The sequence below is a fragment of the Rhodococcus sp. MPR-R1B genome (genome assembly GCF_058793255.1).
This window is the reverse complement of sequence record NZ_JBXAFO010000023.1, coordinates 17,862-29,540: the sequence shown is the minus strand read 5'-3', so window position 1 is coordinate 29,540 and position 11,679 is coordinate 17,862. Positions and strand designations below refer to the sequence as shown.

Genomic DNA, 11,679 nt, shown 5'->3' with positions numbered 1-11,679 from the left:
CGTGATCTCGACAACCTGCTTCGACAAACCCTCTTCCCGGAAGGAACCCGATGTTCACCCGTCCTCGCACCGCAACGCTTCTGATCTCTACCCTGGCCACAGTTACTCTCCTGGGTACCGCTTGCGGAAGCCCAGATGAAGAATCGACCGGGCAACACTCCGGTGCAACAACATCCAGTATCAACTTGTCGGCCGAGCAGAACCGCATCAGCACCGACAAGGTTGATTCGATCGCAGCGAAGGTCCCTCAGGAGTTCCGCGACCGGGGCACGATCCGAATCACCGGCAACGCTGGAACCGCTCCACCGTTGCGCTTCTATGCCGACGACGACAAGACTGTCATCGGTTCCGAGACCGACTTCGCGTATTTGATTGCAGAGGTGCTCGGGCTGAAAATCGACCTTCAGGTCGCGGATTGGGCGCAGAATTCGGTGCGGATCGATTCGGGAGACGCAGATGCGTTCATCTCCAACGTGACGGTCACCGAAGAGCGCAAAGAGAAATACGACTTCGCGACGTACCGCCTCGACACTCTCGCGTTCGAGGTCAAAAAGGACAGGAATCTCTCACTCGAGAAGCCGGAAGACATCGCCGGACTGAAGATCGGAGTCGGCGCTGCCACCAATCAGGAGGCGTTGCTGGTGAAGTGGAATGAGGACAACCTCGCAGCTGGGCGTGCTCCCGCTGAAATCACCGTGTACCAGAAGACCACTGACTACTACCTGCCGCTGTCTTCCGGTCGAATCGACGCTTACTTCGGCCCCAACCCGTCATCGCAGTTTCACGCTGCACAGACTGGCGAGAACGAAGTGATCGGTCAGTTCTCCGGAGCCGGTGAGGCCGCGTTGGGCCAGATCGGTGTACTGGTCAAGAAAGACAACGGCTTGGTACAACCGATCAGCGAGGCGATAGATCATCTCATCGAAAACGGCACATACGAGCAAGTTCTCGAGCGATGGAAGATCACCAACGAGGCAGTCGACAAGTCGCTGGTCAATCCCCCTGGCCTCCCGAAGACGAACAAATAGGAAAGGCGCACTCTAACTCGTCGCGGGGCGACTATTTCAGTCTGAACCGCGAGATCGACGGCGGACCATCGTATGCCTCGCCCGCCCCGTCGACCCGAGACCGTGCGCAGCGTGCTCCACCGGCTGCATCGCTTCATCGAAGGACACGCAGCACCAGCTGTCTCCAAGATGATTCGAATGCTGAACTGGGAAGAACGCAGCAAGACAATGGAATCCGACCCAGGTTGTCAACCGAGTGCTAGCTTGGAGTTCCCGATTCAGGTCAGAGCAGGAGCTTCATCCATGAAACTGGCAGAGGCACTGGCGCTACGCAGTGACACCACTCGCAAGGTTGCGCACTTGCGCGAGCGGATCGTCGACAATGCACGCCACCAGGAGGGAGAAGTTCCCGCCGAAGACGCCGCCGTCCTTCTCGAAGAGCTGACGTCAACTCTGAGCGAACTCGAACGGTTGATGCGCGCGATCAATCGAACCAATGCGCAGGCGATCCTCGGAAACGGCACTGTCACAGATGCACTCGCCCATCGAGATGTGCTGCGTCTGAGACACTCTGCAGTCAATGCCGCTGCGGACGCCGCGTCGGGGCGCGAAGAGCGAGGTTACGGTCGTCAACTCCGATCAGAATTGGTCTATGTCGCGGCAGTCCCCGTCACCGAACTTCGGGCAATCGCGGACGACCTCGCCCGCGAGATTCGCGAGGTCGATACACAGATTCAACGAACGAATTGGGAGGTGGATCTGATCGAGTAAGCACGGCAGCGTTGGAGCAGGTAGTCGTTCGGCGAAGCGAGCACACACCGCGACCGGCGGTCTATCCGGTCACCTCTGAGCGCGGCGGGCAGCGCACCTACACATTGCAGCCCTGCACGTCGTACAGGTAAAAGTGCACTACGCACGCATCACCACCACGTGCTGATCGTCGATAGACGAGGGCGGGTTCGGGGCATCCAGCACTGTCGGCGACTACAGGTCGGTGCGTCTCCGATTGGGATGCAGGATGCACCTCAGTAGCGCGAATAGTGCTGCATCTCCTCGCGATCTGCAGCGCAGATGCACTTTCGATCGAGACCGCGGTCGGCAGTCACTGCGCAGAAGCGAACCCCGAGCGGATCGTGGGATTTCATACTGTGCTGACACGCCGGGCAGATCGACGGTGTTTTCTGATCCTCGTCAGTCGACTCGGATTGCCCTCGTGCATTCGACACATCGGACGGGTTCGACGCCATACCGGCGCTCCAGTTCTCGGCCGTTCGACCACAGACCGGGTTGGCGTCGAGGACGACATGGCTTGACCGCGCATATTCGAATGACCCTCGACGTACCCCACGCTACTCGCTTCGGCACACCGGTTTGTACCAATTTCTGCCCACGCGACAATCCCGGTCGAGCAGGATAGAACTACTGCACGCACCATTTCCGTGCAGGATTCGAATTCGTGCAGCATTCGTCGTGAAAGGGCTTCTCGTGAACACTTTCCAACGTGTATCCGCCGCCGTGAACGTAGTGGTCCAACCACTGATCGGCGCTCCGATCGTAGGCAAACTACTGGGCCGTTCCATGACCGTCATCACCTACGTCGGACGCAAGTCCGGTCGCACCTTCAGCGCGCCCGTGTCCTACAAACGAAAAGGCGACCATGTGACGATCGGCGTTGCCATGCCGGACAAGAAGAGTTGGTGGCGCAATTTCTACCCGGAACAAGGTCCGATCGTTCTCCAACTGGACGGTATCGATCGCCCCGGCGAGGCACTCGCACACCGAAAAGGCAAGGGTGTCTACGTCTCCGTCGAACTCGCTCCCGTCGACTGAGCGGATCGAACAGCCACCGGTGCAATCACATTCAGCTCACACCCACCGCCTCACGAGATCTGGGTGATTCAGATCTCGTGACGGTCGGGACCTTTGACTCTGTGCAATCGAGACTCGGTCTCGCACCCTTCGACGCGGGTTTTTTGTCGACCATCGGTCGGACAACCCGATCCTGTCGGGACATTACCGTCCGGTAACATCGACGGCAGGCGTGAGCTGGAAGAGGTGACCACCGTGACGATCGGCATCTATCTGGTCGACGACCACGAGATCGTCCGTCGTGGATTGGCAGACCTGTTGAATCAGGTATCGGGATTCAACGTTGTTGGCGAGGCGTCGTGTGTTCGCGAAGCCTCGGCCGGAATACCCGAATGCCGACCCGACGTGGTTGTCATGGACGTCAGACTTCCCGACGGTAACGGTGTGGAACTGTGCCGAGAACTGGCGTCGACCTACCCGAGCGCCGCCACTTTGATGCTCACGTCGTACTCCGACGACGACGCACTGCTCGACGCCCTGATCGCCGGCGCACGAGGATTCGTCCTCAAGAACATCCGCGGCCACGACCTGGTGTCGGCGATCCGCACGGTTGCTACCGGCAAGTCGCTGTTGAACACCCAGGCGGTGATCGGTTTGGTCCGGCGCATCCGGTCCGAACAGGAGTCGGGTACTGCGGCAGCCCTGTTGACCGATCAGGAGCTCTTGATCTTCGAGTTGATCGGCAAGGGACTGAGCAATCGAGAGATCAGCTCGCACGCAGAACTCTCGGAGAAAACAGTCAAGAACTACGTCTCACGCATCCTCGAGAAACTGGGTCTCGAACGTCGAACGCAGGCCGCAGTTCTGGCGACAAAGCTTCGTGCGGGCACTTCGCACCCGGATCCTTCCGGCCAGGCGACCACTCACCTGCTGACGCCGTCCGGCTCGCCCTTCTCCGCCACCACGGGCACGCACCATGCCAGGTAGCCGCGACGCGCTCATGCTCAGCCTTTTCGGCGACATCGCCGGAAGCGCGGAGCTGACTGCTCTCAACCCGACTGCAATTCCCAAACTGCTCAGTGCCGTGTTGACCGTCGGGTCCACACTCCAGCTCGACGAAACCCTGCAACAGATAGTCGACGTCGCGCGACATCTCCTCGAAGCGGACTACGGCGCGCTCGGCGTGAAATCCCCCGACGGACGCTTGTCCCGATTCATCCACTCCGGTTTGACTCAGGGGCAGGTTGCCAAAATCGGGCATCTTCCCGAAGGACACGGCCTGCTGGGCCTGGTCGTTCGAGAACCGTGCCCGGTTCGAACCGACCGAATCTCCTCGCATCCGTCCTCGGCAGGGTTTCCGACCAATCATCCGCCGATGGACACGTTTCTCGGTGTTCCGATCTTCGTCAGGGGCGAGGTGTTCGGCAGCATCTACCTCGCGGACAGCTCGGAACGGACTGCATTCGACGACCGCGACGAGGCTGTACTCCAGATTCTGGCAAATGCTGCGAGCATCGCCATCGACAATGCGCGTCTGTTCGAGGAATCCCGGACGCGAGAAGCCTGGCTCAAGGCCGTCGCCGCCGTCAATGCACGTCTGCTCAGCGGCGGATCCCGCGACGAGACGCTATCGGAACTGGTTCGGACGACGCGGCACCTCACGGATGGAAATCTTGTGTGCGTCGTTCGCTACGACCTCGGCAGAGAGCCGGTAGTCCACGTCGCCGATGCTGCTGATTCCCAGCCTGTCCCCGCGACCGGATCAGCCGTCGATCTGTCCGGGACCGTGATCGACGACGCTGCGCGGAGCCGGCGGCCGATCTCTGCACCACATGGCAGTTCCGTTCCGGCACTGAATGTTTCCGGCGACGAATCAGTGGTCGCACTCCCCCTCTCCGGGACCTCGTTCGGCGGCGGTGTTCTCTTCGCGTCACGCCGCAGCAACCGCCCGTGGGGAGTGGACGAGATCGAGCAACTGACGGCGATGGCAGACATCGCTTCTGTCACTGTCGAATTCGCAGAACAGCAACGGAAAGAAAGACTGGTCGACGTCCTCGAAGATCGCGACCGAATCGCGCGGGATCTCCATGACCACGTCATCCAACAGCTGTTCGCCACCGGGTTGAGTTTGCAGGGGGTGCTGCAACGTCCAGGCGACGAGGACACCGTTCGAACCGTATTGGACACCTCTGTCGATCAACTCGATCGAACAGTCCGTGAAATCCGCACCGCAGTCTTCGACCTCCATACGAGCGAGATGTCTACTCCCACAAGCCTGCGGCGGCGACTACTCGATGCCGTCAACGGTCTGTCCGGCCACTCGTCGATCACTCCCAGCGTCACTTTCGAGGGAACCATCGACAGTTCCGTCCCGTCTCGACTTGCCCCGCACGCCGAAGCCGTTGTGCGCGAGGGCTTGAGCAACGCTCTGCGGCATGCACATGCCGATGCCATCGACGTCACCATCCGGGCCACCGAGGAGCTTGTCATCAGCATCGTCGACGACGGTGTGGGAATCGACCAGGCAACCAGAATCCACGGTCTCGACAACCTGGCGACCCGCGCTCGTCAGTGCGGAGGCTCGAGCAACATCACCAGCGAGAACGGTGTCACCGAACTGGTGTGGCGTGTTCCGCTGAGCCCCAGGCGAAGTCCGTTGCCGATCCAGCATCGTTGAGCGTCAGAGCGGATCCAGTTGGGCCTTGAGCAGGCAGAACTCGTTACCTTCCGGATCGGCCAGGACATGCCATTGTTCGTGCCCTGTCTGGCCGATGTCGGCCGGCCGCGCACCAAGACTCAACAGGCGTTCCAGTTCGGCCTCCTGATCGCGATCGGTGGCGTTGACGTCGATATGCAGGCGGGGCTTACCCTTCTCCGGTTCGTCTCTGCGACTGAGGATGATCGTCGGCTGCGGACCGCCGAACCCTTCGCGTGGGCCGATCTCCAACGAACCGTCGTCCATTCGATCGAGCACGACGAAGTCCAGGACCTCGCACCAGAACCGGCCCAGCACCTCGGGTTCCCGGCAACCGAGCACCAGTTCACTGATACGACATGCCATGACCATCTCGCTTTCTTTCCGCTCGTGAAGACAACTCTCTCGACCGTACCGGACCACGTGATCTACGCCATGCCTCTGTTCCGATCCTAGGGACCTTTTCCCCTCGTCCAAGTTCCCGGTCGCCACGATCATTGCGTTATGTTCCACAGTCCCAGGCATTCTCGGTCTTTCGTCACGTCGATGTGCGTAGGCGGCCGTCGTGGTTGATCTAGCGCCCCGGCCGGTCGGTGAGGTCGATTCCCCCGCCGATGCAATTCCCCGAACCGCTCCGAAGGGTTCGAAACTGGTCGAGATCCTCAGGACCACCGATCACAAGATGATCGGTCTGATGTACATCGTGACTTCGTTTGCCTTCTTCTTGATCGGCGGACTGATGGCACTACTCATGCGCATGGAATTGACCGTTCCGGGAATGCAATTCCTGTCCAACGAGCAGTACAACCAGTTGTTCACCATGCACGGCACGATCATGCTCCTGCTGTACGCGACCCCGGTATTCTTCGGATTCGCCAACTACCTCATGCCACTGCAGATCGGGTCGCCGGACGTGTGTTTCCCGCGACTCAACGCCTTCAGCTACTGGCTCTATCTCTTCGGCGGCCTGATCGCGTCCGCCGGATTCGTAACACCTGGTGGTGCGGCAGATTTCGGCTGGACCGCCTACGTACCGCTCACCAGCGAACTCCACTCCCCCGGCATGGGCGCCGACCTGTGGATCATCGGTCTCGCTCTCGGTGGCGTCGGCACCATCCTCGGCGCAGTCAACATCGTTTCGACGATCGTCTGCCTGCGCGCCCCGGGTATGACGATGTTCCGCATGCCGATCTTCACGTGGAATGCGCTGGTCGCCAGCATGCTGATCCTCCTCGTTTTTCCGCTGCTCGCTGCTGCCTTGATCGGACTGTGGGTGGACCGGCACCTGGGAGCGCACCTGTTCGACCCCGCCACCGGTGGAGTCATGTTGTGGCAGCACCTGTTCTGGTTCTTCGGCCATCCCGAGGTCTACATTCTGGCGCTGCCGTTCTTCGGCATAGTCTCGGAGATCTTCCCCGTCTTCAGCCGCAAGCCGATCTTCGGATACACCGGATTGGTCTACGCAACATTGGGAATTGCTGCACTGTCGATCGCTGTGTGGGCGCACCACATGTACGCAACCGGCGCCGTTCTCCTCCCCTACTTCTCGTTCATGACCTTCCTGATCGCAGTTCCCACCGGAGTCAAGTTCTTCAACTGGATCGGCACCATGTGGAAGGGGCAGTTGACTTTCGAATCGCCCATGCTGTTCTCCGTCGGCTTCCTGGTCACATTCCTGTTCGGCGGACTCTCCGGCGTCATCCTTGCCAGCCCGCCCTTGGACTTTCATGTCACCGACTCGTACTTTGTTGTCGCGCATTTCCATTACGTCCTCTTCGGGACAATCGCGTTCGCGACATACGCCGGAATCTACTTCTGGTTCCCGAAAATGACCGGCCGGATGTTGGACGAGAAGCTCGCCAAGATCCATTTCTGGTTGACCCTGATCGGCTTTCACGCAACATTTCTCGTCCAGCATTGGCTCGGCGCCCAGGGCATGCCTCGGCGGTACGCGGACTACCTGCCATCGGACAATTTCACTCTTCTCAACACGATCTCGACCATCGGCGCGTTTGTGCTCGGAGCCTCGACGATTCCGTTCATCTGGAACGTTTTCAAGAGCTACCGGTACGGCCGAATTGTGACCGTCGACGATCCTTGGGGCTTCGGAAACTCGCTCGAATGGGCGACGTCCTGCCCACCACCGCGACACAACTTCACCGAACTCCCCCGAATCCGCAGTGAGCGGCCGGCATTCGAACTGCACTACCCCCACATGGTCGAAAGAATGCGCGACGAGGCGCATGTCGGACTGCTTGGTCACAAGTCGGTTTCCGACGTGAGAACTGAGGTGAAACAACATGAATGACGGCACGAAGCACCGAGCCTGGGCAGAAAAGCAGCACCACGAACGCCGAGCGAAACCCGGCCATCTCCTCGCCCCGTTGCTCGTGCTCATGTTCGCTGTCACGACGCTCGTGTGGTTGCCCCTGACGACTGCCGCGTGCTCGATAGTCGTCGCAGGATTGCTGTTCGGCACTGTCCTGCAAGCTAGTTCGCGTTCAACAGACACAGCTCGAGGAGTTCACGATGAAGCCCGAACTATCGACTGATCTCATCACCTCGGAGTGGTCCGCGGACGGAGCGGTGGTCGTGTGCATCGACGGATCCCCGGTGCGCCCCGACGTGATCACGTGGGCGGCTGAGTTCGCACATCGCCACGGTCTCTGGATGCGAATCGTTTTCGTAGCTCCGAGCGCCGATCTGAACACCTCGGCATCGCCGACCGGCCTGTTCATGGAGGCCATTCAGATCGCCGAGTCGGTGTCGCCAGATCTTCGGATCCGGACCGATCTGATCTCCGGGGAAAACACCGCAATCCTCACCGCGTTGACGTCCGAGGCCGCCTTGATCGTCGCAACACAGGACGATCCCGCCGCACCTGGACCGACATGTTCGTTCGCAAGAGTCGGAACACCGCGTGAAAGCAGCGCTGCGGCAGCCTTGCCGGTTGTCGTCGGTTTGGACGGAAGCGCCTACAGCGAAAGCGCTCTGGCCATCGCATTCAAGGAAGCAGAGGCAGCGAACACCGAACTGGTCGTCGTGCACGCAGCGCCGCCAGAGGCCGAGCTGCGTCGAGACTTCGCATCCGGGCACTCGCCCCAGCACTCGACGCCGCTGACGTGGCAACTGTCGGGTTGGGCCACGCTCTACCCTGGCGTCGCAATCCGTCAGATCGAGTTCGACGGCCCCTCGGTTGCCATTCTTGAACAACTCTCCACCGAGGCACGGCTTCTCGTCGTGGGTCGGCGTGGGCGAGGCTCGTTCGACGACACCGCTCTCGGCACCACGAGCAGTGCGATGATTCGAAAAGCACACTGCCCGGTCATCGTTGCCAGCGAAGCCTGAATCAGATCGTCACCCGGTCAGAAGCCGTAACTGTGGATGGGTGCGAGCTGACCGGAGTGATGGGCTTCGATTACGAAACGCTCGTGGTCGACCAACTTCTCCGGGAGTTCGTCAACCGGCCACCACCGCAGATCTGCAGATTTCAACGGCTCCATCCGGCGTGGTTCACCCGACCACGTGCGGCATTCGTAGAAGAAGTCCACTCGATGATCCACCGGTTCGCTCCCGTCCGCGTGGCGGCGATGCAACACGGTCAGCGGCTTCAGTTCCGAGGAAAGCAACTCGACACCAAGTTCTTCCGCAGCCTCCCGAACGGCAGCGTCGATCGCCGACTCCCCCAGTTCGACGTGGCCCGCAGCAGCGTGAGCCCAGTATCCGTCCATGAATCCCGTGCCCTCGCGCAATTGCAGCAGCACCTCGCGCCGTTGTACCGGGTTGCTTCGACAGAACAGCACGTACACCGCTGGTACCAGCGCAAATTGATCGGCCACACGACCACGCTATCGTGCGCGTGAAATGACGGCGCCCCCCGAGAACAAGCTCGCGGGGCGTCGTCGACGATCTGCTGGATCAGTTCACGTCGAACCGGTCGAGGTCCATCACCTTGGTCCAGGCTGCGGCGAAGTCCTCGGCGAACTTCTGCTTGGCGTCTGCACTGGCGTACACCTCGGCGAGTGCACGCAGTTGCGAATTCGATCCGAAAACGAGATCGACCGCAGTTGCCGTGTACTTCGGATCGCCCGTCACGCGATCAACACCGTCGTAGACGTTTTCGTCCGTCTTCGACGGCTTCCACTCGGTACCCATGTCGAGAAGGTTGACGAAGAAATCGTTGGTCAACGTCTCGGGACGATCGGTGAACACGCCGTGACGGGTATTGCCGAAGTTCGCGTTCAGCGCGCGAAGTCCGCCGACCATCACTGTCACCTCGGGCGGGGTCAGCGACAGCATGTACGCGCGGTCGACCAACAGAATCTCTGCCGGAATCTTCTCGCCTCCCTTGAGGTAGTTCCGGAATCCGTCGGCCCGGGGTTCGAGTACCTCGAACGAGTCGACGTCTGTCTGCTCCTGCGTTGCGTCCGTACGTCCCGGAGTGAACGAGACCGTGATGTCCTGTCCGGCGTTCTTCGCAGCCTGTTCGACGGCCGCTGTACCACCCAGAACGATCAGGTCGGCGAGAGAAACCTTTGCTCCACCAGCCTGGTTGAAGTCCTGCTGAACCCGCTCGAGAGTCTGAAGCACCGAGGAGAGAGCTGCGGGCTCGTTGACTTCCCAATTCTTCTGCGGCTCCAGTCGGATTCGCGCACCGTTGGCGCCGCCGCGCATGTCCGTGCTGCGGAAGCTCGCGGCAGACGCCCACGCCGTCGATACCAACTGCGAAATGGACAGCCCGGAGTCGAGAAGTCGACTCTTGAGGATCGCGATGTCTGCGTCCCCGATCAGTTGATCATCGGCCGAGGGAACCGGGTCCTGCCACAGCTGCGGCTCGGGAACCCAAGGTCCCAGGTAGCGCGTGACCGGTCCCATGTCACGGTGAAGGAGCTTGTACCAAGCCTTGGCGAACTCTTCGGCGAATTCTTCCGGATGATCGAGCCAGCGCCGGGTGATCTTCTCGTATGTCGGATCCAGGCGTAGGGACAGGTCGGTCGTCAGCATCGTCGGGGTGCGTCCGGCCGACGAATCGAACGGATCCGGGATGGTGCCCGCCCCCGCGCCGTCCTTCGGAATCCACTGCCACGCACCCGCCGGACTCTTGGTCAGCTCCCAGTCGTAGCCGTACAGAATCTCCAAGAAGGTGTTGTCCCACTTCGTCGGAGTGGGAGTCCACACGACTTCGAGACCACTGGTGATCGCGTCCTTACCCACACCCGTGCCGAAGGCACTCTTCCAGCCCAGTCCCTGCTGCTCGATGGGAGCACCTTCCGGTTCCGGTCCGACGAGGTCGGCCGGTCCGGCTCCGTGCGTCTTGCCGAAGGTGTGACCGCCGGCGATCAGCGCAGCTGTCTCCACGTCGTTCATCGCCATGCGGGCGAACGTTTCACGGATGTCGCGGGCGGCCGCTACCGGATCCGGTTGCCCGTTGGGTCCTTCGGGATTGACGTAGATCAGGCCCATCTGCACGGCTCCGAGCGGTCCGGACAGCTCACGGTCTCCGCTGTAACGCTCGTCGCCGAGCCAGGTGTCCTCGGGACCCCAGTAGATCTCCTCGGGCTCCCAGATGTCTTCTCGGCCGAATCCGAAGCCGAAGGTCTTGAACCCCATCGACTCCAGGGCGCAGTTGCCCGCGAACACCAGCAGGTCGGCCCAGGAAACCTGCTTTCCGTACTTCTGCTTCACGGGCCAAAGCAGGCGCCGGGCCTTGTCGAGGCTGGCGTTGTCCGGCCAACTGTTGAGCGGGGCGAAACGCTGAGCACCTTGGCCGCCACCGCCGCGGCCGTCTGCAATGCGATAGGTGCCGGCAGCATGCCAGCTCATACGCACGAAGAGTCCGCCGTAGTGCCCGTAGTCGGCCGGCCACCAATCCTGCGACGCCGTCATCAACGCGATGACGTCGCGCTTTAGCGCCTCGACATCGAGCTTGGCGAATTCCTGGGCGTAATCGAAGTCGGCACCCATCGGATTCGACTTCGACGAATGTGAATGCAAGACAGAGAGATCCGGCTGATTCGGCCACCAGTCGCTGTTTGTTCTCGGACGATTCCCGGTAGGCGTCGGAGACGGGATTGCGGGGTTTTCACTTTCGCTGGTGCTCTCGGTGTTTCCGTCGTGAGCAACCGGGCAACTATCGGACACGGTAATCCCTCCATGAGCGAGTAGAAC

General features: G+C 60.8%; 12 protein-coding genes. 8 read left to right on the top strand and 4 right to left on the bottom strand.

Going from position 1 to position 11,679, the window contains the following annotated elements; all coding sequences use genetic code 11:
• Positions 1 to 50: 50 nt before the first annotated feature.
• Together AC1Q61_RS25245 and AC1Q61_RS25240 are read left to right on the top strand one after the other, a co-directional pair.
• Complete coding sequence (locus AC1Q61_RS25245) at positions 51 to 1,028, top strand: ABC transporter substrate-binding protein (RefSeq protein ID WP_003941435.1); 978 nt, start codon at positions 51 to 53, stop codon at positions 1,026 to 1,028.
• 282 nt (positions 1,029 to 1,310) lie between these two features.
• On the top strand, positions 1,311 to 1,778 hold the full coding sequence (locus AC1Q61_RS25240) for a DIP1984 family protein (RefSeq protein WP_037129592.1): 468 nt from the start codon (positions 1,311 to 1,313) through the stop codon (positions 1,776 to 1,778).
• Positions 1,779 to 2,032: 254 nt separating this feature from the next.
• Here the strand turns inward: AC1Q61_RS25240 and AC1Q61_RS25235 are convergent, their stop codons facing one another.
• Positions 2,033 to 2,254 carry an RGCVC family protein gene (locus tag AC1Q61_RS25235; protein ID WP_042925672.1) on the bottom strand — a complete coding sequence of 74 codons (222 nt, stop codon included), beginning with the start codon at positions 2,252 to 2,254 and terminating at the stop codon, positions 2,033 to 2,035.
• 238 nt (positions 2,255 to 2,492) lie between these two features.
• Here AC1Q61_RS25235 and AC1Q61_RS25230 point away from each other — a divergent pair, with 238 nt between their 5' ends.
• From AC1Q61_RS25230 to AC1Q61_RS25220, 3 genes are all read left to right on the top strand, one after another.
• Positions 2,493 to 2,837 (top strand): PNPOx family protein, encoded by a 345-nt coding sequence (locus AC1Q61_RS25230; RefSeq protein ID WP_037129595.1) that lies wholly within the window; start codon positions 2,493 to 2,495, stop codon positions 2,835 to 2,837.
• 234 nt (positions 2,838 to 3,071) lie between these two features.
• Complete coding sequence (locus AC1Q61_RS25225) at positions 3,072 to 3,803, top strand: response regulator transcription factor (RefSeq protein WP_039972719.1); 732 nt, start codon at positions 3,072 to 3,074, stop codon at positions 3,801 to 3,803.
• The gene (locus tag AC1Q61_RS25220; RefSeq protein WP_064114281.1) at positions 3,793 to 5,493 is read left to right on the top strand and encodes a sensor histidine kinase; all 1,701 of its coding nucleotides are present in this window, start codon (positions 3,793 to 3,795) and stop codon (positions 5,491 to 5,493) included. Before AC1Q61_RS25225 ends, AC1Q61_RS25220 begins: the two co-directional genes overlap by 11 nt.
• Before the next feature lie 3 nt (positions 5,494 to 5,496).
• On the opposite strand, the gene AC1Q61_RS25215 is transcribed toward AC1Q61_RS25220, so the two are convergent.
• On the bottom strand, positions 5,497 to 5,877 hold the full coding sequence (locus AC1Q61_RS25215; RefSeq protein ID WP_007726436.1) for a VOC family protein: 381 nt from the start codon (positions 5,875 to 5,877) through the stop codon (positions 5,497 to 5,499).
• Positions 5,878 to 6,076: 199 nt separating this feature from the next.
• Here AC1Q61_RS25215 and ctaD point away from each other — a divergent pair, with 199 nt between their 5' ends.
• From ctaD to AC1Q61_RS25200, 3 genes are read left to right on the top strand one after another with little or no spacing between them, the layout of a single operon-like run.
• Entirely contained in the window at positions 6,077 to 7,819 is a 1,743-nt protein-coding gene (ctaD, locus tag AC1Q61_RS25210) for an aa3-type cytochrome oxidase subunit I (RefSeq protein WP_007726434.1), read from the top strand.
• Positions 7,812 to 8,063: a hypothetical protein gene (locus tag AC1Q61_RS25205; protein WP_076948770.1), complete on the top strand. Its 252-nt coding sequence runs from the start codon at positions 7,812 to 7,814 to the stop codon at positions 8,061 to 8,063. Before ctaD ends, AC1Q61_RS25205 begins: the two co-directional genes overlap by 8 nt.
• Positions 8,041 to 8,859, top strand: coding sequence for a universal stress protein (locus AC1Q61_RS25200; protein ID WP_064114278.1), 819 nt, complete (start codon positions 8,041 to 8,043; stop codon positions 8,857 to 8,859). The genes AC1Q61_RS25205 and AC1Q61_RS25200 overlap by 23 nt, the downstream gene beginning before the upstream one ends.
• Before the next feature lie 17 nt (positions 8,860 to 8,876).
• Here AC1Q61_RS25200 and AC1Q61_RS25195 read toward each other — a convergent pair whose 3' ends face one another.
• Together AC1Q61_RS25195 and katG are read right to left on the bottom strand one after the other, a co-directional pair.
• Complete coding sequence (locus AC1Q61_RS25195; RefSeq protein WP_064114277.1) at positions 8,877 to 9,350, bottom strand: NUDIX hydrolase; 474 nt, start codon at positions 9,348 to 9,350, stop codon at positions 8,877 to 8,879.
• A gap of 79 nt (positions 9,351 to 9,429) precedes the next feature.
• Complete coding sequence (gene katG, locus AC1Q61_RS25190; RefSeq protein ID WP_212633930.1) at positions 9,430 to 11,652, bottom strand: catalase/peroxidase HPI; 2,223 nt, start codon at positions 11,650 to 11,652, stop codon at positions 9,430 to 9,432.
• Positions 11,653 to 11,679: the final 27 nt, after the last annotated feature.

Excerpts from the sequence above, each read along its gene's own strand:
- AC1Q61_RS25245 (WP_003941435.1), top strand. The coding sequence starts at position 51 with ATGTTCACCCGTCCTCGCACCGCAACGCTTCTGATCTCTACCCTGGCC.
- AC1Q61_RS25240 (WP_037129592.1), top strand. The coding sequence starts at position 1,311 with ATGAAACTGGCAGAGGCACTGGCGCTACGCAGTGACACCACTCGCAAG.
- AC1Q61_RS25235 (WP_042925672.1), bottom strand. The coding sequence starts at position 2,254 with ATGGCGTCGAACCCGTCCGATGTGTCGAATGCACGAGGGCAATCCGAG.
- AC1Q61_RS25220 (WP_064114281.1), top strand. The coding sequence starts at position 3,793 with ATGCCAGGTAGCCGCGACGCGCTCATGCTCAGCCTTTTCGGCGACATC.
- AC1Q61_RS25215 (WP_007726436.1), bottom strand. The coding sequence starts at position 5,877 with ATGGCATGTCGTATCAGTGAACTGGTGCTCGGTTGCCGGGAACCCGAG.
- AC1Q61_RS25205 (WP_076948770.1), top strand. The coding sequence starts at position 7,812 with ATGAATGACGGCACGAAGCACCGAGCCTGGGCAGAAAAGCAGCACCAC.
- AC1Q61_RS25200 (WP_064114278.1), top strand. The coding sequence starts at position 8,041 with ATGAAGCCCGAACTATCGACTGATCTCATCACCTCGGAGTGGTCCGCG.